The 24,449-nt window shown below is 39.3% G+C and carries 22 protein-coding genes and 1 pseudogene; 13 read left to right on the top strand and 10 right to left on the bottom strand.

Annotated features, from left to right (window positions below; all coding sequences use genetic code 11):
• Nucleotides 1–20 precede the first annotated feature (20 nt).
• From R7V76_RS12515 to R7V76_RS12525, 3 genes are all read right to left on the bottom strand, one after another.
• Entirely contained in the window at nucleotides 21–245 is a 225-nt protein-coding gene (locus R7V76_RS12515) for a DUF3006 domain-containing protein (protein ID WP_029343425.1), read from the bottom strand.
• Nucleotides 242–1,090, bottom strand: a complete 849-nt coding sequence (locus R7V76_RS12520) for a ComEC/Rec2 family competence protein (RefSeq protein WP_318092833.1) — start codon at nucleotides 1,088–1,090, stop codon at nucleotides 242–244. Before R7V76_RS12520 ends, R7V76_RS12515 begins: the two co-directional genes overlap by 4 nt.
• Before the next feature lie 138 nt (nucleotides 1,091–1,228).
• Nucleotides 1,229–1,423: a hypothetical protein gene (locus tag R7V76_RS12525; protein ID WP_214813961.1), complete on the bottom strand. Its 195-nt coding sequence runs from the start codon at nucleotides 1,421–1,423 to the stop codon at nucleotides 1,229–1,231.
• 884 nt (nucleotides 1,424–2,307) lie between these two features.
• On the opposite strand from R7V76_RS12525, the gene R7V76_RS12530 reads away from it, so the two are divergent.
• The 4 genes from R7V76_RS12530 (at nucleotide 2,308) to msr(G) (ending at nucleotide 8,002) form a co-directional block, all read left to right on the top strand.
• Nucleotides 2,308–2,685 carry a hypothetical protein gene (locus tag R7V76_RS12530; RefSeq protein WP_214808492.1) on the top strand — a complete coding sequence of 126 codons (378 nt, stop codon included), beginning with the start codon at nucleotides 2,308–2,310 and terminating at the stop codon, nucleotides 2,683–2,685.
• Nucleotides 2,660–4,186, top strand: a complete 1,527-nt coding sequence (locus tag R7V76_RS12535) for a Tn7-like element transposition protein TnsE (protein WP_214813959.1) — start codon at nucleotides 2,660–2,662, stop codon at nucleotides 4,184–4,186. Before R7V76_RS12530 ends, R7V76_RS12535 begins: the two co-directional genes overlap by 26 nt.
• A 1,047-nt stretch (nucleotides 4,187–5,233) precedes the next feature.
• Nucleotides 5,234–6,427 carry a macrolide efflux MFS transporter Mef(F) gene (locus R7V76_RS12540; RefSeq protein ID WP_101035418.1) on the top strand — a complete coding sequence of 398 codons (1,194 nt, stop codon included), beginning with the start codon at nucleotides 5,234–5,236 and terminating at the stop codon, nucleotides 6,425–6,427.
• A gap of 117 nt (nucleotides 6,428–6,544) precedes the next feature.
• Nucleotides 6,545–8,002, top strand: a complete 1,458-nt coding sequence (gene msr(G), locus R7V76_RS12545) for an ABC-F type ribosomal protection protein Msr(G) (RefSeq protein ID WP_214813958.1) — start codon at nucleotides 6,545–6,547, stop codon at nucleotides 8,000–8,002.
• Between the two features lie 201 nt (nucleotides 8,003–8,203).
• Here the strand turns inward: msr(G) and R7V76_RS12550 are convergent.
• Nucleotides 8,204–9,531, bottom strand: a protein-coding gene (locus R7V76_RS12550) for an IS3 family transposase (RefSeq protein WP_318092843.1) whose coding sequence is annotated in 2 segments (ribosomal slippage) — nucleotides 8,204–9,162 and nucleotides 9,162–9,531 — 1,329 coding nt in all. Because the reading frame shifts where the segments join, the coding sequence is not laid out codon by codon here.
• Nucleotides 9,532–9,895: 364 nt separating this feature from the next.
• The gene (locus tag R7V76_RS12555) at nucleotides 9,896–10,348 is read right to left on the bottom strand and encodes a JAB domain-containing protein (RefSeq protein WP_316500097.1); all 453 of its coding nucleotides are present in this window, start codon (nucleotides 10,346–10,348) and stop codon (nucleotides 9,896–9,898) included.
• A gap of 287 nt (nucleotides 10,349–10,635) precedes the next feature.
• Here R7V76_RS12555 and R7V76_RS12560 point away from each other — a divergent pair, with 287 nt between their 5' ends.
• The 9 genes from R7V76_RS12560 to R7V76_RS12600 all read left to right on the top strand — a co-directional run bounded on the left by R7V76_RS12560 (nucleotide 10,636) and on the right by R7V76_RS12600 (nucleotide 20,583).
• Nucleotides 10,636–11,628 carry a DNA/RNA non-specific endonuclease gene (locus R7V76_RS12560; protein ID WP_318092845.1) on the top strand — a complete coding sequence of 331 codons (993 nt, stop codon included), beginning with the start codon at nucleotides 10,636–10,638 and terminating at the stop codon, nucleotides 11,626–11,628.
• Nucleotides 11,629–11,808: 180 nt separating this feature from the next.
• Nucleotides 11,809–12,144 (top strand): YolD-like family protein, encoded by a 336-nt coding sequence (locus R7V76_RS12565; protein ID WP_318092847.1) that lies wholly within the window; start codon nucleotides 11,809–11,811, stop codon nucleotides 12,142–12,144.
• Between the two features lie 231 nt (nucleotides 12,145–12,375).
• The gene (gene relB / locus R7V76_RS12570; RefSeq protein ID WP_026829710.1) at nucleotides 12,376–12,600 is read left to right on the top strand and encodes a type II toxin-antitoxin system RelB family antitoxin; all 225 of its coding nucleotides are present in this window, start codon (nucleotides 12,376–12,378) and stop codon (nucleotides 12,598–12,600) included.
• Complete coding sequence (locus R7V76_RS12575; RefSeq protein WP_318092855.1) at nucleotides 12,597–12,866, top strand: type II toxin-antitoxin system RelE family toxin; 270 nt, start codon at nucleotides 12,597–12,599, stop codon at nucleotides 12,864–12,866. The genes relB and R7V76_RS12575 overlap by 4 nt, the downstream gene beginning before the upstream one ends.
• Nucleotides 12,867–12,886: 20 nt before the next feature.
• Entirely contained in the window at nucleotides 12,887–14,407 is a 1,521-nt protein-coding gene (locus R7V76_RS12580) for a type I restriction-modification system subunit M (RefSeq protein WP_318092856.1), read from the top strand.
• Complete coding sequence (locus tag R7V76_RS12585) at nucleotides 14,397–15,668, top strand: restriction endonuclease subunit S (protein ID WP_318092857.1); 1,272 nt, start codon at nucleotides 14,397–14,399, stop codon at nucleotides 15,666–15,668. The genes R7V76_RS12580 and R7V76_RS12585 overlap by 11 nt, the downstream gene beginning before the upstream one ends.
• A 3-nt stretch (nucleotides 15,669–15,671) precedes the next feature.
• Nucleotides 15,672–18,782, top strand: a complete 3,111-nt coding sequence (locus R7V76_RS12590) for a type I restriction endonuclease subunit R (RefSeq protein ID WP_318092858.1) — start codon at nucleotides 15,672–15,674, stop codon at nucleotides 18,780–18,782.
• Between the two features lie 533 nt (nucleotides 18,783–19,315).
• Nucleotides 19,316–19,807 carry a hypothetical protein gene (locus R7V76_RS12595; protein ID WP_318092860.1) on the top strand — a complete coding sequence of 164 codons (492 nt, stop codon included), beginning with the start codon at nucleotides 19,316–19,318 and terminating at the stop codon, nucleotides 19,805–19,807.
• 614 nt (nucleotides 19,808–20,421) lie between these two features.
• Complete coding sequence (locus R7V76_RS12600; RefSeq protein WP_318092861.1) at nucleotides 20,422–20,583, top strand: hypothetical protein; 162 nt, start codon at nucleotides 20,422–20,424, stop codon at nucleotides 20,581–20,583.
• A 22-nt stretch (nucleotides 20,584–20,605) separates the two neighbouring features.
• Here R7V76_RS12600 and R7V76_RS12605 read toward each other — a convergent pair whose 3' ends face one another.
• The 5 genes and pseudogenes from R7V76_RS12605 to R7V76_RS12625 form a co-directional block, all read right to left on the bottom strand.
• Complete coding sequence (locus R7V76_RS12605) at nucleotides 20,606–20,857, bottom strand: hypothetical protein (protein ID WP_318092863.1); 252 nt, start codon at nucleotides 20,855–20,857, stop codon at nucleotides 20,606–20,608.
• A gap of 47 nt (nucleotides 20,858–20,904) precedes the next feature.
• Nucleotides 20,905–21,336, bottom strand: a pseudogene (locus R7V76_RS12610) (DUF5067 domain-containing protein); the annotation flags it as partial.
• 94 nt (nucleotides 21,337–21,430) lie between these two features.
• On the bottom strand, nucleotides 21,431–21,739 hold the full coding sequence (locus R7V76_RS12615; RefSeq protein WP_318092927.1) for a YcxB family protein: 309 nt from the start codon (nucleotides 21,737–21,739) through the stop codon (nucleotides 21,431–21,433).
• A gap of 380 nt (nucleotides 21,740–22,119) precedes the next feature.
• On the bottom strand, nucleotides 22,120–22,671 hold the full coding sequence (locus R7V76_RS12620) for a YcxB family protein (RefSeq protein ID WP_318092864.1): 552 nt from the start codon (nucleotides 22,669–22,671) through the stop codon (nucleotides 22,120–22,122).
• 274 nt (nucleotides 22,672–22,945) lie between these two features.
• Complete coding sequence (locus R7V76_RS12625) at nucleotides 22,946–24,424, bottom strand: caspase family protein (protein WP_318092867.1); 1,479 nt, start codon at nucleotides 24,422–24,424, stop codon at nucleotides 22,946–22,948.
• Between the last annotated feature and the right edge of the window lie 25 nt (nucleotides 24,425–24,449).

The following is a 24,449-nucleotide window of genomic DNA, read 5'->3' on the forward strand; positions in this document are numbered from 1 at the left end:
CTCCGAAATTATTTATTCTGTTAGTCTTCCCATAGTTCTTCCATCAACTCATCGATTTCACTGGAGAGTCGTTCCCGTTCGCGATCATCCTTCTCGATATGACCGTATTCATCCATCCAGATGACATCGCCGGATTCTACCGTCATCGGGAAGCGGGAAATCAGGATGTCGCGCATCCCATCGTCGAACTCGACGACGACCCACTTCCCCTCAATCCGGTCGATGATTCCTTTTCGTTTCGTCATTTCGACTTCTTGATCGTGTAGGACGACCCGTTCCCTTCAAAGACAATCGTGCCGCTCTTATCGGTCCGCAGCATCGTCGCCTTCGCTCGCTTCAGGTTCGTCACGACCTCCTTCGTCGGATGACCATACGCATTCTTTCCGACACTGATAACGGCATACTTCGGTTTGACATACTTGAGGAACGTCGCGCTCGTTGATGTCTTCGCCCCATGATGCCCAACCTTAAGGACATCTGCCCGTAGCTTCTTCTTCTTCGCAATCATGTCCTGTTCTGATTTCAGTTCCGCGTCTCCCGTGAACAGGAACGTGTTCTTCTTATAGGCGACATGTAGTACAGCACTCCAGTTGTTCAAATCACTCTTCGCATACTCTTTGACCGGTCCGACGAATTGCGCCTTTACGCCTCCTTTGACCGGAAGCGAGACGCCAGCCTTTGCTGTCTTAATTGTCAGCTTCTCGCGCTTAACCGCCAACAAGAAGTCCTTGTAGGCTTGCGTCGTATGCTTGACCTTCGGTGCATAGACGCTCTTGACTTTGAACGAGTCGAGGACTTCATCAAGCCCCCCGATGTGATCAGCATCCGGATGCGTCGAGATCAACACCTCGATGTCGCCGACTTTCTGTTTCTTCAAATAAGTGACGAGTTCATCGCCTTTCCCTTTGTTGCCACCATCGATGACGATGTCTTCACCGCTCGGCATCTTGATGTAGATTGCGTCGCCCTGACCGACATCGATATAGTGGACCTTGATTTTCGGTGTCGCTGCCTCTGCGCCTTGCAGTGGTCCAACGAGCAATCCAATACTTGCGAGCGCTAAACTAGCACCCATCCATTTACGTTGCATCTTTCATCGCTCCATTCCTGATTTGTAAGTTATCTTCAGTATACAGGGAATACTAGGAGATAGTTGGTTATTTTTTCTACCTAATCATTTTTCTTAATAGGTTAACCGGTGTATAGATCGATGCACAAAAAACAGACCTCAAAGGGTCTGCTTAGTAAAGTGATTCTGCATAAAGTGTGTCAATCGATCGACATCGATAAACCACGTCACGTGCTCAACCGAACCATCCACTTCTCGCACGAATCGAAGCTGGGCATCGATCAATGTCACCTTATCTAGTATCTGTTTTCCCTTCGACAAATCCATGACCTCAAACATCTCAATTATACTCATATACTCCACCCCTAACCGATTTGTTAAGCACAGCATAGAATGATTTAAAAAGCTGTACGAATTACCTTAGATAAGATAAGCGAAGTGATATGTAAAATAACCGAGTCGTTACGAGACAATGCACGATTAATTTTTCACGCATAAAAAAAGAAACGACCTTTTTAAGATCGTTTCTGCCATAAAAATAATCATTCTTCCTACGCACATCGAATCAATATAGATAAATGAGGACACCTACGATCAGAATAAGCGGAACCGAAAGCATTTTACCTGTCCTGCTCAAAAAGGTTTTCTTTTCTTTTGTAAACAAGAAATCGATCAATAAGAAAAGTCCGAATGCAATCGGTACGAGGTAAAGTAGATTGACATTTGTAAGTGCTGCACCTAATACATCAGTCGATCCATCAAAGTTTATATGTAGTTTCTCCTTTTTAGATATCCTCGCACACGATACATCATTCACGATCGAAGTACTAACGACGATCTCATATGTGGACAAGCCTCTTTCCTTTAGTAAGCCATTCCTTCGACTAAATCCTAACCTTTTATTTTTCTTTTTAGAATTCTATGGAACGCTCCGTGCCTTCCGTCGTAAGGAACAGGAACGTAGAGATGCCTCGCGCAAGCGATGTGCAGCTCTCGTTATCGGTCCGGCAGGAGGGCAGCGGTGCGATGAGGGTGTCGCTGCGTGCAGCCTACAGCCTCACGCATGAGCCCGAAAAATCTTCTTATGCTGTACATCCAGTAGAAAGAGCATCACTACCTATCTACAAGAGGATCGATTCACTTCAATCAGCTATCTCTCCTCAAACCTTCGTACACTCCACTACTGTCTCACTACTGCATCCTCCATAACACCCTTCTATCTATATAGAAAAGAATAGATGTACTTTCTTACCCGCTATACAATTGCAATAAAAACGCTATATGAGCAATTATGGGCGTCTGAGAAGCCTATTCGAATTACGACATCTCTTTTAGGTAAACGTTTAGGGATAATAGCCAATCTTGAAAGACATTTAGAACAGCTACCTATTACAAAGCGTTTACTTGAGCAAATTACGGAAAGTGTGGAACAATTTCAAATTCGCAGATGCTGTAGAATCATTGATAATTTGAAAAATGAATCAAGCGATGTGAAATTGTGGCGTGTTCAAAGATTGGCAGGGATAAAGTCAAAGGATTTTAAAACGATTCGGTCAATATTAGAGGCGTATTTACAGGAAGGTGGAATCGATGAAAAGCAAAGATATAAAGCTTAAGAATTGGCCGTTTGATCAAGGTGCACGCGTGAAATTAGAATGGATCGGTGCACCTTTTAGATACGAAAAAAAGATTGTGCTGCCAGTTTATTTTAGTGGAAAAGTTAATGGATATTATACAACTGAAAAGTTAATAGTTGATTGGACTGTATTAGCTTCTTTAAGAATCCAGCATTATTACGTAGATGGGGTTATTACGCAACCTATCTCACCTAACCAAACTGAAGAAATTATCATTACAATAGATCCAAATTACGTTGGCTATTTTGAACAAAACTATTCAATACGCGGGACAAAATATACAGAAATATCGCAAACTTTCGTTATCAAATACAATGGGGAGCGTTTCTACCTACCTTTAATTGAAGTGCTTAGAGGAATCATTGCACCGAATGCATTCCTGTTGAATTGTTTATTTGAAATGAACTCTTTCCCGTTATATTTCACAGAACAATATGAGTCGGATTTATTACGATTACACTTCGCGTCTTCATACAATGCAAAGTATTTAAAGAACGAGTATTTACATCATTTAGTGTGGCTATTAATGAACAATAACGCTCGTAAAGTATATGAAAGTATAGCTAGTAATTTTCATTTTAATGACTCTCTTAAGTTTGAATGGCCATTTCAAACACCAATCAAACTAAAGCTACGTGTGAAAAAAACACCAACAGGATATACAGTTCTATATATTAAGGCGATGCTAGATAAAGAATTGCAGGTTTCTAATTTGGAAATTACTCACCCTAGCCTTGTTCGTCATGAAAAATCGAATGAACCAAGAAAACGTATAATTCTCCCCCTTTCAACTTTAGGCGATTATGAAGCGGATGTAACAGTTGATGGACGTACAAATGAATTTGATGAAGTAATGACTGATACTTTAACTCATGAATACGTAGATGCTCTAGTAATTACTAAACAAAGAATAACTTCATCCAAACAACGCGAGGGAATTGATCACAACACTAAAAAGACTGTCAAAGCAGTTAATAACAGCCGTTCAATGGGGGATATTGGCGGAACAAGTCTATTAAGAGGCTTAGAAGTTAAGTCATTACAAAATACATATGTTAATGGTGAATTAGCGGACTTTAAAGAAGTATTAAATGAGTTATCAAGAGCTTATTTTGTAGAAAGTGTGGAGGCATATGTTGGTGAGTTAACTGACATAGGAGAGCGTTCATTTGCGTTTTTAGATGATGGCATTACTCCTAGAAAGTATATAGTGGCATATGTAAAACTAAGGAATGGAAAAGAAGTTGCATTGTTAGAAGTTGAACGCGCTGGGCGTAGTGTTTCTACTTTAATTATTACATCCTTAGATTGTTCAAATATTAAATTGCATATTGAGCCTTTACTAAAATACATTATATTCAGCTCAGGTAGTTGGTTAAAAGAAGGTTTAGTTAAATGGGAAAAGAGCCTAGCGATTTATAAAGTAAAGCACACGAGTAACTTTAAAAAGTTGGTATTCAGTAAAATCTCAGACGTTTAATAAATAATCCTTTTAATACACTTAAATGGAACACTCCATAAATGGTGGTTGCGACAAAACAAAAACTTAACTTTTGTGTGTCCGAAACCTTGACCTAAATCCAGCTCGCTGTTACCCTGTTTTTTGGTAGATAGTATAGTTAAATGAGATTTTATTTATTATATTTGTGAAGTAATCTACTTAAACAAACGAAAGTGCTGTAGTTTAAAAAGGATTTATGACGTATACATCAATAAATATAATAACGTTCCCAAATGGAAGTTTGGGGGCATAGGGAAAAGCGACAAACGTTGATATAACGGCCATTTGTCTCTTTTTTAGTGGAACATTGTTTATGCAACTTTTTATGCAAGCACGGCAAACACTTGATACAAGGCAGAACAATCTATAAAATAGTAAATGGAAAGGGAGATTATAGTTTCTACCCGTAATCTTTTTTCTGCAAACGGGCCATTATCCAAAATACCACATAACAGAAGAAATTTATGATAAATATATATTAAGTTTTGAAATATTGGTATTTATGCCAAAGGGTATTCAGTACAGTGCAAGAAAAATAGTCTTAGTTAACTTGACTTTTTTTATTAAAAATATATAATTACTAATGTATTTTATAAACTATTAGGAGGATTATTAAAAATGACACATTCTATGAGACTACGTTCCCTATCTTTGAACAAGTAATTAAATACGTTCAAAGGCTCTGTTTGTATTTACAGAGTAAACGGGAGTAGTCTGTCCTTTTTTAATAATCTTCATTTCAAAAATCCACCCAATCCATACTTGTGGTTTGTCTAACTATTTTGATGTAGGCAATATACTGTTTGATTTATTTGGGATGGAAAGATGTTATGATGAGAAAGGCGACTTGTTCTGCCCTTCTTTATTTTTATCTTTTTCACTTTCTTAGCCATGCTCATGCTAGAGCTAGGTATGTTTAGTGATGACTTTCTACAAGTCACAAAAAATAAGGATGGATCTCTTTCCCTTTACTCTAAAATCACAAGCAGATGCTTGTGATTTTTTTATTATTTGGAGGTAGGGAAAATGGATAATATGAATTGGAAACGGAAATTTATTGCGATTTTTACAGGGCAGTTCTTTTCACTATTAAGCAGTGCTGCTGTTCAATTTAGTATCATTTGGTGGTTAACAGATACATCAGGAGGTTCTCCACTGATTTTAACATTAGCAGGACTGGCTGGATTTATGCCACAAGCATTGTTAGGTCCTTTTGCAGGAACTATTACTGATCGTTATTCACGAAAAGTGATTATGATAATTGCAGATATGACGGTTGCACTTGGAAGTTTAGCTTTATTTGTATCAATGTATTTTTATGATCCGAGTATTATATTGGTGATAATTGTATTGATCGTTCGTTCATTAGCAACTGCATTCCATATGCCGGCTATGCAAGCGTCTATTCCACTAATAGCCCCAAAAGAGCATTTGACAAAAGTTTCTGGATGGGGACAGACAGTGGCTTCTATATCAAATATTGTTGGTCCAGCAGCGGGGATGTCATTACTAGCGATAAGCTCCGTTGAGTGGGTTCTATTACTAGATGTCTTTGGGGCAGTAATTGCTAGTAGTATTTTGCTATTTATTCACATTCCAAATGTACAGAGTTCAGAAACTGTTGATTCTTCTAGTTTTATCAGCGATATGAAAGAAGGATATCATGCACTTGTAAAACATCCTGTTTTATTAAGGTTAACAGTCACGATTACGATTGTTTCGGTGCTGTATATTCCGCTAGGCACTTACTTTCCGCTTATGACACGAAATCATTTCGAGAAGGGCGTAGTTGAAGCTGGAATAATCGAAATTGTTTTTGCTGTTGGCCTCATCTTTGGTGGTATATTAATGGGGATTTTCGGAGATCGATTTGAAAAATTGAAACTCATTGTTAGCGGAATGATACTGATGGGGATTGCCTTATTCATTTCTGGCACACTTCCATCAACTTTATTCTATGGATTTATCGTAATGGCTGGTCTAGTGGGATTGTCTGGTCCATTATTTTCAGCTCCGTTTTATGCTCTTATCCAAACCGAAATTGAACCTCATTTACTTGGGAGAGTGTTTAGTTTTGTTGGAAGTTTGGCATTACTTGCAACACCGTTGGGTTACGCATTTGCTGGGGTTCTGATCCACTTAACAAATGTGGCCGTATTATTTTTGATTACAGGTATATTAATTGTATTAAATGCTGTTATCGTAAGGAAAGCAAAATAGGAGGGGAATTTCATGCAATTTTTACTATTCTTTTGATACGAGCTTGGTTTTGAGAAAGAGGCTCGTATCGATTCTAGCTATCGATACGGAATAAAAATATTTCGGGGGTAGCGAAAGATGGGACAAATCTGTTTTGAATTAGAAAATGTAGAAGTGACATATCTAGATAAAGAGGTTTTAAAGATTGAAAGATTAGCTGTACACCAATTTGACCGTATCGGCATAGTCGGTAAAAATGGTGCAGGTAAAAGCACGTTACTAAAATTACTGGCGGGTATCATTAAGCCAACAACGGGAAAGGTGAATCGGCTTGTTGAGAATGGCTATTTTGAGCAACTTGAAACTCCATCAGTACGTGATGCTGATCCAGTGTTACTTGGAAAATTAGACGTACCAAAAGACTCTAATCAGCTAAGCGGTGGGGAACAAACAAGGATGAAACTCGCTAAATTGTTTACTCATTATTATGAAGCTTTATTAATTGATGAGCCGACTACTCACTTAGACCAAGAGGGGATTTCGTTTTTGCTCGATGAACTTAGGTATTACTACGGAGCGCTTGTATTAATTAGTCATGACCGTTCTGTATTAGATGAACTAGTTACGACAATTTGGGAAGTTCATGAAGGTAAGGTACGAATCTATTCAGGAAATTACAGCGACTACATGGCACAAAAGAAGTTAGAACGTGAACAGCAGAGTCAAGCACATGAACAGTTCATAAAAGAAAAGAGCAGGCTAGAAAAAGCAGCACAAGAAAAAATGAAGAAAGCTGAAAAAGTTGCACAAGCAGGTCGATTGTCAAAAAAAGATGCGAATGCAAAGCCGGATAAGTCCTTTATGACAAAATCCAAAGGTACGAGCCAAAAAGCTATGCAGCGTGCAGCAAAGGCCATTGAGCAACGAATGGAAAAACTTCAGGAAGTCGATGCTGTAAAAGAGGATAGGCAAATAAACTTCCATCAATCGAGAAATTTAGAGCTGCATAATAAATTTCCGATAATGGCAGACCGATTTACTCTTCAAGTGGATAACAAAGTATTATTAAATGAAGTAAGTTTTCAAATGCCGCTTGGTAAAAAAATTGCAATTTCGGGTAAAAATGGTGCTGGCAAAAGTACTTTACTCCACCATATTGCTATCAATGCGCCCGGTTTAACAATTTCACCAAAAGCAAAAATTGGATACTTTCGTCAAATGAGCTATCAATATACAAGGGATGAAACGGTATTGGAATTTCTGAAAAATCGTTCTGAATACGATGAGAGATTTTTACGAAGCGTTCTACATTCCATGTTGTTTGTCGGCACAGATATATTAAAAAGTGTAAAATCATTAAGTGGTGGTGAAGCGATTCGTCTACAATTATGTCAATTATTTTTAGGAGAGTATAATATTTTATTGTTAGATGAACCAACCAATTTTTTAGATATCTATGCTATTGAAGCGTTAGAAAGATTTATTACAGCATATAAAGGCACTATTATCTTCGCATCACATGATCGCAGGTTTATTGATTGTGTAGCAGATTGTATATATTTCATTGAAGATCAACAGTTAAAATTAAGGGGTTGATTAATGATGAAGGAGAAATAATGGGGTTATTATCAAAATAAGATCTTTCGTAATTGGGTACTGTTTTGAAGAATACAGTAGAGAATTATCAAACTTTTTTATAAAAATAGTGTAATACTTTATAAAGAAAGAACCCGTTTTGATCAAACTTTGAACTGAGCCCTAGAGTTTGGACAGTTTAATAAAAGCACCCTTAACGTTTTAAGCTGCTATGAGATGGCTTCGGTATTGAACCGGAGTCATCTTTTGTAGTTTCCATTGTCTTCGTTCGCTATTGTAATAATCAATATAAGCATCGACCATCGCACAGACCTCATCGAGGTCAGATGCTAATTTATAATCGACATAATCTTTCAAGTGCCCAAAGAACGATTCCATCGGGGCATTATCCAGGCAGTTTCCTCTACGAGACATGGATTGAAGCATTCCCATCTCACGGATGCGTGTTTGATAAGCAGGATGCGTATAATGGAATCCTTGATCGGAATGTATCATGGCTTCCGGGTGTATATTCCCTTGAAGTCGTTCTGCGAGTTTATTCGTTGTATGAAGGACAAGTTCCATATGGAGGCTTGTAGATAAATGATGTGCCATAATTTCACGTGTAGCGACATCTTTCACACAAGAGAGATACACAGTTTGCCCAGATCCAATACGCAGATAAGTGATGTCTGTAACGAATACCTTACCAGGCTCTCCTTGATCGAACCGACGGTTCAAGTGGTTCGGTACAGTCTTATGTTCATATGTCGCTTTAGCGATTTTACGATAAGCGTTCTGCCTACGGATTTTCGTCACGATTCCAAACTTCCTCATGAGACGCAAAATACGTTTATGATTCATCGGTCCCCCAATAAGATCAAGCATCTCCATGTAAAGACCACGATAGCCGATTTTTCCCTTGTGACGATCATGAACACTTTTCAGAAGTAGGTAGTCCGCATAGTCGCGTTCTTCCCGAAGGGAAACACTATCCGTACGTGCGAGCCAGGCGTAATAACCACTGCGGCTCACTTCAGCGAGCGTACATAGATCCGTCACGAACCGCCCAGATGATTGTTTCCGTAAGACAATATTGATTGCCTGATAGCGCTCAGATGCGGTTAGTTTCGATGCTTCGCCTCTCTTTCGAGAGCGTCGAGCTTTTTTAGTAATTCGTTCTCCGCTGTGAGGTACTTTATTCGTGCTTCAGCTTTCGCAAGGCGTCGTTCGACGGAATCGTCTTTTTTCGGTCGACCTCCAAGATTTGATTTTCCACGTCTCTCATTCAAGAGTCCTTCTTCTCCATAAATGCGATAGGTCTTCCTCCATCGTTTCAACGCTTCGTTCGTTGTTCGCTTACCAATCATGTCCAGGTCAAAGCCGCTTTCCTCAAAGATTTGAATCGGTCGCTTACCAGCTAAATTCTCACGTACAGCGTGAATCTTAAATTCTCCTTTGTATTGAATCGTACGATCTGATACCGAGGCTACGTGAAGATTCGCTTCAAGTTGTCTGATTTGATCTGGATTGAAGGTGCGTCTGTTCATGAATAGTTCTCCCGTCTAAATTGAATAGGTACAGTATATCGATTTCTTTAAACACAAAAAACCCCGAATGGGGTCTTTTATCAACTGTCCAAACTCTAGGGCTCAGTTCACTTTTTTCAAAACGGGTTCTTTAAATTTAACGTAAGATAAGCCTTTGTCGCTTCATTTTGATCAAACTTTATTTTAAACCAACACCCGCAGTGGATCCGTCCACTGCGGGTTTCTCATTGCCCTTGGATTCGGGACGAATCCATCCCTTACTCGCTTGCGCTCTCTCAAAAGAAAAACGTCGTCGTTTTTCATCCATGCCCTTACACGCAGACAGGACGGAGGTGTCCCGTCCGTCTACGCTCTATTATCCCCTTTAAAGAACACCTTGTGCCTTCAAGCTGACGTATTCTTCTCCGGCACCGACGATGATGTGGTCAAGAAGCTGGATACCGACGATGCGTCCGACCTCGACGAGCCGTTCGGTCACCTCGATATCTTCACGTGACGGATGCGGGTCACCGCTCGGGTGCTGATGACTGACGATGAGTGACGTCGCATTGTTGAGGATGGCGGACTTGAAGATTTCTCGGGGATGGACAACGCTCGAGTTGATGCTACCGACGTGTGCCCGATGGACGGCAATGACGCGGTTCTTCGTATTGAGTAGGATGACGAGGAACACCTCACGGTCATCGTCCTGGATGAAGCGCTTGGCGATACAGAACGCGTCCTCGGGGGACGTGATGTGCGTCGTCTCGAGCGCGACGTCCGGTTCTCGGACCTCTTGGCGGATACGAGTGATTTCAACGAGTGTAGTCAGTTTCATGGAAAAGCTCCTTTCGCGAGTGGGATGCAGTCCGACACGGTGCCGTCCTGTTGACGGGAACGGCAGCGGCTTTTTTTGATGGCCCTTGCGCCGACGAGGAGCGAGCTAGAGTACGGAAACAGGACGGCTTGCAGTCCCTTTCCATCAGACAGAGCGGTACCGCTCTGTTCCATGCCTTTGAAAAGATCATTTACCGCACCACCGATTTCAATTAAGACAGCAAGAACTGGTAAGTAGCGTTATAATGAAGGACGCAACGATAGACTGAATGAAAAAGGAGTACACTCATGAAGATTTCTTACATAGCGATTCCCCTTGCCGTCTTATTGATGGCAGGATGTACAGATATGGAGACGACCTCACCTCCATCAGATCAAACAGAACAAGTAGCGCAACAAGACGACACGACTACACAAAAGACCGAAGCGAAGAAGAACTCCGATCAACATCCAGAAAAAGAGGCTGATACTCGTACAACCAAGCAACTAAAGGAGACGAATGCATCAACGGAATCAAAAACGACGACTCTGCAGGATTCTTTCACAGGATATAAAAAGATTACGGTCGATGGCGGAGACCTGTCCGGTAGTCGGCAGGCGAACGTCGTCGTCGACATCGGCTTCGGTGACCGGAGATACTGGGCGTTCACGAATGAGCATGGACAGCTGATCCGCGTCATCGCGAAGAAGATCGTGCTTCAGAATGATGCGACGGAAGACGTCTCGCGTGACGGACGCTACTACTCGGACGAGGCGAAGGTGCCTGGCGTCGAACGCGCGAATCTCGATGAAGGACATATCATCGCCGATTCGCTCGGTGGCGTCTCGAACGCCTACAACATCACTCCGCAGGACAGTACACTGAATCGTTATGGGGATCAGGCGTACATGGAGGACGTCATCCGCAAGGCGGGTGGCGCGACGAACTTCGAGGCGCAGATCACCTATCCGGATACATCGACGATGATTCCATCCGCGTATCAGTATACCTATACGGTCCGTGGAAACACTGTCGTCGACCGGTTCAAGAACGGTAATCCGGACGAGACGAATGCGGCACTCGGTCTGACGAAGAAAAAGGAGAAGAAAACAGAATCGTCAGCGACGTCCTCTACTGATACGACAGCGACCGAGGATGTCTCGCGCATCGATACCGACGGCAATGGTCAAGTGACGATCCAGGAGGCGAAGGACGCAGGCTTTGCGATGCCAATCATGGAGAAGCACTGGTTGTACCAATATATGCGAGACAACGACCATGACGGCATGGTCGGAGAATGAATCCTCCATCCAATCGAATAGGCAAAACATATTAGGGCAGTGACGAGATACTCGTCGTGCCTTTTTTTCGTCCCCAAGAAACGGAGGCATTGATGAGACGTCGAAAAATCGGATTGAAAACAAGAGAAACGAGGAACATAATAAGAACAAGAGTTCCCGTTATAAGAAGGAGTGATTTTAATGAGTTATGAAGACCGAGGCAATAAGAAGTGGATCCCGTTCCTGATGCCCGAACATAAAGGATTGCTGAAACGCTATTACCAGGAGGTACATCATCTCAAGTTCGAGGATACGGAGGGACCGATCGATGGGACGATCGAGAACGCGTTGAACGACGCCATCTTCAGCGGAGACATCGTCACGGTGACAGCAATGAATGGTCCGTTGACGCATCGTTTCGATGCCTTCGTTGAGAAGCTCGACTATGTGCAGGAGGAAGTCCACCTCGTCAAACGAAATCTCGATATCGAAATCGTTCTGTTCAAGCAAATATTAAGTGTCACTCTAACGGAGTGAAGAAAAAATTATGGTCATTGAGTACTTAAACATGGTCAAAATAAGGACGAATGACTATGTTCATTCCAATTTGAACATGATCTAATTCACTTTTGACATCTAATCATACTCATCCGTGATTTTCAGCAGCCCAGCTCTATCTCGCAGAGAATGTTCATTCTGAATTATCCTCAATTCTATGTACTAAAAGCTCAATATGTATTACAATGTATTACAAAGGAGCTGATAATCATGAGTACCATTTCCGTACGTCTAGATGATCAAGATACACGACTCATCAAGGAATATGCGAAGGCAAAGAACATCACGATTTCTACACTCGTTCGCGATGCCGTCCTCGACCGCATCGAAGACGAAATCGATTTACAACTCTATCATGATTCGATGGCAGCACACCGTAAAAAATCAGAAGCGATATCTTTCGACGATATGATGAAGGAACTTGATTTAGAATGACAGCATATACGGTGGAATTTGAGCGCGGAGCTCAAAAGTCTCTCAAGAAGATGGATCCCCAACAAGCGCGGATCATCATGTCCTGGATCAAGAAGAATCTGATCGGGACGGATGATCCGCGTCGTCATGGTAAGGGACTCGTCTCGAACAGATCGGGTGAATGGCGGTATCGCATCGGTGATTATCGTCTGATTGCTGACATCCAGGACGAAAAAGTCGTGATCTTGATTCTTGAGATCGGACATCGTCGGGACATTTATAAGTAAAGTTTTTAGGAGGAACAGAAATGGCAACAGCAAACTTAGGATTTGAAGAAAAACTGTGGAAAATGGCAGATAAACTACGCGGATCTATGGATTCAGGTGAGTATAAAAATGTCGTCCTCGGATTACTATTTTTAAAGTATGTGTCCGATGCTTTCGAAGAGAAGCATGCAGAATTAAAAGAGGATGAATGGGCAGACGAGGAAGACCGTGACGAATATGTAGCAGATAATATCTTCTTTGTACCGCAAGAGGCACGCTGGTCATTTATCAAAGATAATGCTAAAAAACCTGAAATCGGACAACTTATCGATGCGGCGATGTTAGCAATCGAAAAAGAAAATCCGTCTTTAGTTGGTGTATTACCAAAATCGTTTGCTCGACCAGAACTGGATAAAACACGTCTAGGTGAGACAATTGATTTATTCTCTTTCAAAGTCGGTGACGAAGATAGTCGCGAAAAAGATGTTATCGGACGTGTCTATGAATATTTTTTGAGTAACTTTGCTAGTGCTGAAGGAAAGAACGGTGGTGAGTTCTACACGCCATCATCAATTGTCGCATTATTAGTTGAGATGTTAGAACCTTATCAAGGACGTGTCTATGATCCAGCATGCGGTTCTGGTGGGATGTTCGTGCAATCGTCAAAGTTCGTCAAAGAACATCAAGGACGGATTGATAACTTATCTGTCTACGGCCAAGAATCCAATCCTACGACCTGGAAACTGTGCAAGATGAACTTAGCGATTCGAGGAATTGATGGAAATATCGGTCCTCATCACGCTGATACATTCTTGAACGATGTACACAAAGGGCTCAAAGCTGATTTTATTCTTGCAAATCCACCATTCAATATTAAAGACTGGGGTGGAGATAAATTACAGGACGATATGCGTTGGAAATATGGCATCCCGCCACAAAACAATGCCAACTTTGCTTGGGTACAACATATGATTTCGAAATTAGCTCCCGCAGGAACAGCAGGCTTTGTTTTGGCGAATGGATCCATGTCATCTAATGCACGTGGTGAAGGAGAAATTCGAAAAAACTTAATCGAGAATGATTTAGTTGAATGTGTTGTTACACTACCAGGTCAGCTATTTTACTCAACGCAAATCCCTGTATGTCTTTGGTTTATTTCGAAAAATAAAATAAAAACAGGTAAGCGTGAACGAGAGAATAAAATTCTCTTTGTTGATGCACGTCACCTCGGATTTATGGCAGATCGTACACATAAAGAATTCAGTATAGAAGATATAAATAAAATTGCTGAAACATTCCATGCATGGCGCGGAACAAATAATCAGGAATATAAAGATGAATTAGGTTTTTGTAAAGAAGCCACTATTGAAGAAATCCGCGATCACTACTATATTTTAACGCCTGGACGTTATGTAGGGATGACAGAACAAGAAGATGACGGTGAATTATTCGAAGAGAAAATGGAAAACTTAACAAGTGAACTGGCAGAGTACTTTGCGAAATCGAAAGACTTAGAAGAACAAATTCGTAAATCATTAGGAGCCCTTGGTCATGAAATATAATTCGATTTTATTTACAATTGATGAAGTTTGTTCAATTACAGACTGTCAACATAAAACCGCTCCAACTCTAGATTATCCTAGTGAATACAGAATGTTGCGTACAGTTAATATTCGTAATGGTCAGCTAAGAAATATTGATAGTACTAAATCTGTTTCTAAAGAAATTTATGATCAGTGGAGTGTTCGAGGTTATTTAGAATCTGGGGATGTGATTTTAACTAGAGAAGCCCCGATGGGAGAAGTAGCACTTTTAAGAGAAAATGAGAAATATAAATTTTTTCTAGGACAAAGAATATTACAATTAAAAGCTTTTCCGGATATCATTTCACCAGAATTTCTATACTATTCTTTGCAAACAAAAGAATTACGCCATCAAATTATGATGAATGAAGGAACCGGATCTGTTGTTAGTAATATACGAATTCCTTTGCTAAAAAAAATAAAAATACTTGTTCCGCCATTGTCTCAACAAAAAAATATAACAAAAATTTTGATTGATATTGACGACAAGATACTTTTAAATAAGAAAATTATTTCTAAACTCGAACGCATTGCTCAAACTCTTTTCAAACGGTGGTTTATTGATTTCGAATTTCCTAACGAAGAGGGACAACCTTATAAAACAAGCGGTGGTGAAATGGTTGAAAGTGAATTAGGTAAGATTCCTAAAGGGTGGAAAGTGGAATTTTTACACGAGTATGTAGATTTTCTAAGTGGTGGTACTCCTAAAACAACAATACAAGAATATTGGAACGGATCAATTCCATTTTTCACACCAAAAGATGCAAAGAGTAACCTTTATACAACAGTCACCGAAAAGACGATTACTGAATTAGGATTGGAAAAATGCAATAGTAAACTTTACCCTAAAAACACTTTATTTATTACAGCTCGGGGTACAGTAGGCAAATTAGCATTAGCTAATAAAGCGATGGCAATGAATCAATCATGTTTTGCATTAAAACATAAAGAAAACAAGCAGTTTTATTTGTACCACGTTGTAGAAAATCTAGTTAAAAAGATTATTTTAGGAGCTAATGGAGCAGTATTTAGTGCAATTAATTTAAATGATCTCAAAAACCTGAATTATGCTTACTCGAATGAAAGCTTAATATCCAAATTTGAAAATACAGTTTCAAATTTCTACGACCAAATGAGTTTATTAGAAAAAGAAAATATTAAATTACAACAAATTCGTGACTCTTTCCTACCGAAATTATTATCAGGTGAAATTAAAATTTCAGATGAGTTGGAGGTCTAACCGTTGTTCAAATACAATGAATCAGAATTAGAAGTTGCGACTCTTGAATGGCTTGAAGAACTCGGTTATAAGATTATGGAAGGTCCCGATCTCGCACCAGATGGAGATTTCTCTGAACGCAATAGCTTTCAAGATGTTTTGTTACTCGATCGCTTATATGGAGCACTCGAAAAAATTAATCCAACACTTAATGTAGAAGTGATTGATGCAGCTGTTCAAAAAATTATAGCCAATGTCTCCCAAGACTTAATACTGAATAATAAACAGTTCCATCATCTCGCAACGAATGGCATCGAGATTCAAGTGCAAGGTGAAAATGGTTACAATCCTACGGTTTCTGTTCAGGTATTCGATTTTCAACAGCCACAAAATAATGATTTTGTGGCTGTCAATCAATTTACCGTGTTTGAAGGACAAGCGAATAAACGTCCTGATGTAATTATATTTGTGAATGGTCTACCTATAGTTGTTATCGAATTAAAAAATGCAACTAACGAAGATGTTGATATTTCAGATGCCTATAATCAAATACAGACTTACAAACAAGCAATACCTACCCTGTTCCGCTATAATGCGTTTTTAATTGCAAGCGACGGTATCAATGCTCGCGTAGGTTCTATCACGTCGCAGGAAGAGCGCTTTATGAAATGGCGCACTGTCGATGGAACTTCGTTAGCAAGTTCCGCAGAACCGCAACTCGAAGTCATGTTAAATGGGATGTTAGCACCCCATCGACTCTTAGACATCATTCGAAACTTTATACTCTTCCAATCTGATGGAGAGAACACTTATAAAATCTTAGCAGCATATCATCAATATCATGCTGTAAACAAAGCTGTTGAAAAAGCCCATGACGCAACTCAAGATACCGGTGATCGTAAAATTGGCGTCGTCTGGCATACACAAGGATCCGGAAAAAGTTTATCGATGGTCTTTTATGCTGGAAAGCTTATTAAAACGATGAATAATCCTACAATAGTGATCTTGACAGACCGAAATGACTTGGATGATCAGTTATATAAAACATTTTCTTTATCTAAGGAAATTCTACGCCAGTCCCCTAGTCAAGCTCAGTCGAGTAATTCATTGCGTGAGTTATTAAATGTTGAATCTGGCGGCATCATCTTTACAACGTTACAGAAATTTTCTCCTGACGAAGCAACAGGAGAAATGCCATGCTTGACAGACCGTAAAAATGTGATAGTTATGGCTGACGAAGCCCACCGATCTCAGTACGGTTTTGGTGCAGCACTTTCACAACAGAAAGACCGTGAAGGTGAAGTGAAATATGGTTATGCCAAGTATGTTCGTGACGCTTTACCGAATGCTTCATTCATTGGCTTCACAGGAACACCTGTGGAATCGACAGATAGAAACACACCGGCTGTATTTGGTGAGTACATCGATGTTTATGATATGTCACAAGCAGTCGAGGATGGAGCCACAGTTAAAATTTTCTATGAATCGAGAGTTATTCCTTTAGAGTTACCAGAGGGATTGGCAATTGATGATGACTACGAGGAAATTACTGAAGAACAAGAATACTCAGTAAAAGAAAAGTTAAAATCAAAGTGGTCACGTTTAGAAGCAATCGCTGGATCTGGTTCACGTGTTGAGAAAATGGCACAAGATGTAGTACACCATTATGAAGAACGGGAAAAAGCGATGTTTGGTAAATCTATGGTTGTTGTCATGTCCCGTCGTATCGCAATCGATTTATACAAAGAGATTATTAAAATTCGACCAGAATGGCATTCAGATGAAGATGAAAAAGGTGCCATTAAAATTGTTATGACCGGTTCTTCAAGTGATCCTGCCGAATGGCAATCATTCATTGGCACAAAAAAACGTCGTGAATTTTTAGCTCGTCGCATGAAAGACAATATGGACCCTCTGAAAATTGTTATAGTACGTGATATGTGGTTAACAGGCTTTGATGTTCCCTCCATGAATACAATGTATATTGATAAACCAATGAAAGGTCATAATTTAATGCAAGCGATCGCTCGAGTAAACCGTGTGTTTAAAGACAAACCGGGGGGCTTAGTCGTCGACTACATTGGTGTGGCCGATAACCTAAAAGAGGCCTTGAAACAGTATACAGACAGCGACCGTGAAACGGCCGGTGTCGATACATCACTTGCAGTTGATGTCATGTTAGAGAAACATCAACTCATTTTGGAAATCTTGTATGGACATGATTATTCAAGCTTTATGTCCGAAAAGTCATCGCAACGTATTAAAGCGATTGTGACTACGATGGATTATGTAATCGGTTTAGGTGAAGAAGAAAAGAAGAGATTTTTAGATACAGTGACAGAGCTATCAAAAGCCTATGCTTTATGTGCAACAATGCAAGAGGCTGAAGAGTTGAATGATGAAATCGGCTTCTTCAAGGCCGTCAAAGCAAGTATAGTAAAAACCATTGGTGATGGCAGCAAGAAAAAAACAGCTACACAAATGGACGCACAAATTAATCAGTTAATTTCAAAATCGGTTATTTCCGAAGAAGTCGTTGATATCTATAAAGCACTCGGTCTAGAGAATCCAGATATTTCGATTCTATCAGATCAGTTTTTAGAAGATGTTCGCGCATTGCCAGAAAAGAACTTGGCAGTTGAGTTATTGAATCGTTTACTAAATGGTAAGGTGAAAAGTGTTCAGCGCAGTAACTTGATCAAAGCGCGAAAATTCTCAGATATGTTATCAAATGCCCTGAATAAATATAATAAGCGTACTATTGAAACTTCCAAGGTCATTGAGGAATTGATTGAATTAGCGAAAGAAATGGATGAGGCTTTCAAAAGAGGCGAGCAACAAGGGATGATTAAAGAAGAAATTGCTTTTTATGATGCCTTGGCTTCGCACGAAACGGCGGAACAAGTTCTTGGTGATGATACGCTAAAAATCATTGCCCACGAACTCACAAAATCCATTAAAGAGAATATGAGTATTGATTGGAATTTGCGTGACTCCGCGCGTGCTAAGATGAGGGTTATTGTTAAACGCCTGTTGAAGAAGTATGGCTATCCACCAGAAATCAGTAAACAAGCAATTGATACCATCCTTGAACAAGCGGAACTAATGTCAGAGCAACTAGCTTTAAAAATATAAGATTCAAAAACACTTAGACTATAAATTATACGATTTTTGCCTAAGTATTTTTTTCACTAAATATCAATATCTTTTAAACGACCGTTATGTATACATTATTAATTAACCTTTCACAAATGACTTTTTCACTTGTTTAGCTATAATTTCTAAAGTCTATAAACTCATCTTTTTATCAATGTGCTTTAAATGAATTGGTTTACGCAAATACTATAAACAAGAAGTTTGTATACATTTCGACACCGAAATCTTTTTCAATATTTTTATGTATTAATTAAAATTAAATAAATGTCATAAGGCAGAATCGACATAGTTAAATAAGAAAAGGAATTTAAAACTTAAATGGTCCTCTAGGCTGTTACGACTCACTTTTGTTTTTTCGACTTACAAATTTTCGTTAGCGTATCTCTTCTGCTAGATATAAAGAGATACTTAAGTGATAGAGAAAATCTGTTACATGAGACTACCTCATTAGATAAATCTATACTTCGCTCGAGCAGGAGCAAGTCCTGGAACGGGAAGCATCGCCTCTCAAGATGATCGAACATATCGAGAACGTGGCACACATTACGGATCAGAGAATGCTATTAGCCGAACGCCTTGAGCGGATCGTGCAGCACAGACCGGAGGATGTCGGAGCTTACCTGACGAATATCGCCAAGCAGGACACGCAACAAGATTTCTTGACGTTCGATGAGCCAATGATGCTCGTCCATGGCGCGACAGACTTCTTCGAACCGTTTGCGAAAACCAACGACCGCGACTTCGACGAACATAAGACGAATGCCTATGCGTTAGTCATTCCTGGAGAAGAACCACTCAGTCGACACTTCCGAGGGCTTGAGGAAGCCAGTAGCCCGTTACATCATATCCTGAAGACAGAGATTGTCAGCAAAGAGACAGAGCAAGTCCTTGAGAAAGCGTGGTACAATGAAGTAATAGCAACAGAAGATCGAGATTTAGAGAAGGTAAAGCAACTTGTTGGTCGAAATCTCAATGTAACGGAAAAAGATTTTCGTATCCGGTAATTTTTTAATGAATAAATTTCAATGTATTTTTTTAGATTTATTAAAATTTTTTAAGACTTATTATAAAATGAGACAATTAGCATCTTCTCGGAATTTTTTTCTTTTTTTATCACAGCAGGTATACCCTGTATGATTAAATATTTTCCTAGTAGTTTCTAGACTAATGACCATTTTCTAAGCAATATTTCAAACTTTAAGTTCAAATATCCTTTAATATATTGAAAGGAGGCTTCAGATGATTGTATTTCCACTTTTCCCTTTAGCAATCCTTCTGTTACTTATATTTGATAGTTTTACTTCTCGGAACGTAAACATTGTTTTTTTGGTATATTCTCCACTTTTGATAATAAATGCGCTTCTTCCAAAAAGGATTCAAAAACATTTAGAATTCAAGAATAAAATAATCGCAGTCACCCTAACCCTCATTTCACTACTCAGCATAATTTTTGTGCTAAGTTATTTTGTAAAAAATGAGTAGATCCTTACGTTTTCAGTTCGTTACTTTACTTAGGCGAGACATTTATTAGGAAGAAATAAGCTATCACTAATAAGAGACACAAGACAACGCGATATATTAAAAACATCACAAAACACCAACGAATGGAGGAATAATTATGAATAACAACCAAGCAGTTGCTTACGCCGTAATTGCCATGGAGCAACTTGGCTATACAATCGAGCAGATCGAAAAAGTTCAAGCCAGCATGCTATCTGAGATGGACTGGTCGGATGAAGAAACAGCTGAAAAGAAAGCAGCTACTCTCTTAAAGGGATAAAAAATAAAACAGCAATATCGCTTTAAAAAAAGAAGCGATGTTGCTGTTTTTGCTTACTTGAAATATTTCTGCTGTAAAATAAACTGTTCAAAGCTGAACTTGGAAATAATCCGATGCTCAGAGCGATCCAACTTCCGTGTTTGAAGATACATTCAAATGTGGATACTATCTCTTCCATATCCAATCGTTGTTTAACACCTACGATCATATACGGTTTAAAATTGTCTTCCATTTCTAGAATAAGTGCTTGCGCCTCTGTGAGTGTTTGTTCCATATTCATCAACCTTCCTTCATTCAATGGGATTCCCTTTATTCATCTGCTTATTTCAATTCAATCTTTTTTTCACCAAGCTCTTTTCCCGCTATTCCTTGAGTTGCTTTCAATGTGACGACCGCTTTTGGATCATCGATATCGTAAGCCATGACTCCCTTCGCGGTACCACCTGGTTTGATGTCATCAAGCTGATGTTCTAAATAAGAGGCATACTTCTCTTCTTGTGGTGTCATGCCTACCTCTAACTTATTGATCGTATCGGTTCCTTCTTGTGTCGCTTCGAAACAGGCAATCCAAGTGGTCATTCCATTCAATGGTTCCTTACTATCATTTGTCGTCTCGTATGTGAAGACGAGTTGTGGCTTCTCGCGGAAGTATTCTTTACTTGGCTCAAGCACTTCTGTCGAAAGGATCTTGACTGTCGCCATATCAATTTTCAAAGTATCATCCTTGAAATAAACATCTTCTTTTTCGTTTCCATTATCTCGACTTTTTCGGTCAGATTTGCCGTCTTCTTAGGTGAATCTTGTGCTACTTCTTCTGTCCCACATTCTTTTTTGCTTAAATCATAATTTAAAATGAAATATTCAAGTGGTTTTGTATCAGCTGTTTGAACTCATTTTGCTCTGTCAAACTTAATACAGATATGTTCTTTGGGATAATTAATGCTTCAGATTTTTGATAATACAGATAGATATGATTTTCATCTTCATTTACTTTTTCAATCGATTCCCAAGCAAGTTTAAGTGTTCGATTCAATTTCCCATCGTCAGAATTCCAATGAATACCCGCTTCATGAAGATTCAACGTCACATTTCTCGGCCAACTACTATTTTTTTTCAAGAAGTACCTGCCTTGTCTCATAGCGATTGGCAGATACATTTTTTTCAAAAGAGGCCTCAGTAGAATAGCGAACAAAATCCCTACTGCTACAGCAATGGAGCAGAAAATTGCAAAGGGAATCGTTCTAGGTAAAAAATACAAGATCGATGTAAACCCGTAGAAGAATGCTAAAATCTCCGTGTAGATCAACAAAAATTTGCGTCTTTTTTTATGATACTTTGTGTTTTCAATCAGATCTTTCTGTAAGGACATTAAATCCTCGAACGTTAATTGATACTTTATAATCAATTACATTGCTCCTTTCTACTATTTAATCATGTTAGATGAATCCTTAATTTAGGTAGTCTAGTATATCTAACACAATACTTGTCGAGTTAGATTATAGATTTGTGATGTTCATCAACATACTCCTTTTAAAATTATATTATGTTTTTTAAATATGTTTGTAGGAGATGACGTAATTTAATTTGCTCTGTTTTATTCAAATCATGGATTTGTTTTGGAATGATAATCGCTTCATTTTCTTCAAAATATAGAAAGTAATGATCATCATCTTCACTTATTTTATCAATCGACTTCCACTCTATTTGAAGTTGATTAGTTACTTGATCCTGAATGGAGTTGATTTTGATACCTTTTTCATCAATATTTAGAATCACGTTTCTTGGAAATCGCTCGTCGTTTTTCAAAAAGTAGCGCAATTGCCACAGTGTGATCGTAAGATACACTTTCTTTATGAACGGGAACAACAATAGAGCGTGCAATGAACCTCCAACGACTGCGATAAACAAAAATAAAACGACAGACATGATTTGCGGCAACCAATAACTAGTGAATACAAACCCGTAACAAAATACCATCATATCCATCACCACAATAGAGCGTCTCTGTCTTTTAATATGATATTTTGAATGCTGAATCGAGTCCTTTTGTAGCGCCATGAAGTCCTCAAGTGTCATTTGATATGCCATCAACAATTTGGGAACTCCTTTCTCGTCTTCTTAATCCATCCAACAATTTATTTTTGCATCGTCTTTTGTTTTCATTTTTTTATGGAGCATCTTTTATTTCAAAGGGTGCGATGTAAAGACATAGAAACCAACACACCTATATAAAACATAAAGTACGTCTTCAAATACCTGAGCCAGGTAGAGTGCCGAATCAGGCAGTTGAGGTCGTATAGAAAATTATTCATGGTCTATCTTTTGTGTTCATTTTGTTGTGGTGAAAACTTTTCATTCTTAATCAAGTAGAACGATAGTTGTCCATCATCGACATAGGAAAAGTAACTGGGTGATCTACCATGATGTTTGATGGAGCTTCGTTAGAATATATGCGTGGACGATTCCCATTAATCGTGATGCGGACGATGGTGTTATCTTGGATAATTAAACTGACTTCGTTCACTTCAGACAAGATGGATTTAAATACGAGAACAGCAATGACGTAAAGTCTGATGCATTCTGGTTCGACTTGTTGTTCAAGTAATTCTGGAATCAAGCAATCTGATACTGAATAGTCAGATGACGCTCCATAAATCATTCCTCCCGAGTAGGTCGTATTAACATGACTTGGAATGTCTTGATTGAAAATAAAACGTTCAATTCTTAGTTTTGCTATTTCATCGGGAGTAATGCCGTTGATCGTCATCTCATTGAACATATGGTTACTTCGATTCTGACTAGATACTAACGTAAGATTGATTGTTTTCTCTCCATCAATCACTTCTACATCCACATCTTCTACTTGAACATATTCAGCACTATCCTCAATAGCGAATGGTCGTACTGTTCTCAACATTTGTTTTAGTGTCATTTCAATGTTTCTTGCGTTAGAAGTAGCCTTTAGTATTAAAGAGTATGTCTTAGTAGCGCTATTGTAACGATAAGAATGGTGTCGCGCGTGTAAATCCCCTATTAAAAACCAGTCACCCGATTCGTCCACTTTACGCTGTGCTTCGCTTGACTGCGATACGAGCTGTTGCTGTTGCTCATGTTCTCGTGCCTTCGTGTATTTAATAATAATTGGTGCCCCAGAGAGCGTACCTTTTAAAACAGGATGCTGATTTGAGAACTCGCTAGAGACTGCTTGGCTGACATAGGAATAGAGCGTGTAAATGTCCACTTCTCCTTTGGGATTTATAGCTTCCCCTTCAAGACCACGAATCAAGTAATCCGTAAACGCTCCATGTCCGCCTCTATCCCAGGCAGATTGGTCTTCGGTACATGCTGCAACGACAAATTTTCCGGAACCTTTAATATCTAGTCCTCGATTCATCAAAGCATCGATTGAAGTGTTTGAAGTGCCTCTCAATAATGCACCGCTGTGACATGTATCAAAGAAACTCAAGACAGTTTGAGCAGGGGTTTCGTCAATATATTTTTTTACGTCAGACATATTGATACTTGTATTACTAATGGTAGCCTCGTCGGCATCATATGGAATAAAATAAGCATTACTTTGATCGAATCCTCCATGCCCTGCCCAATACAAAAATAAGACATCCTCTGATGAAGCATCACTAAAAAAGCCCTTCAGTGCATGATCTATCATGGATTTAGTAGCTAGGTTACCGCTTAAGGTTAGGACATCGGACTGTTGAAAAACAGCTGGCTCTTCCGTTAATAATCGCTTGATTTCTGTCACGTCATTTAAAGTATTGGGAAGAGCGTTGATTTCACGACTTCGTTGTTCATTGACTGCTATCAATAGAGCCTTGTACATTATAATCCCCTACTTTCTTTATCTT

Origin of the sequence: Exiguobacterium artemiae, from assembly GCF_033342815.1 — a bacterium.
GTDB classification, from domain to species: domain Bacteria; phylum Bacillota; class Bacilli; order Exiguobacteriales; family Exiguobacteriaceae; genus Exiguobacterium_A; species Exiguobacterium_A artemiae_A.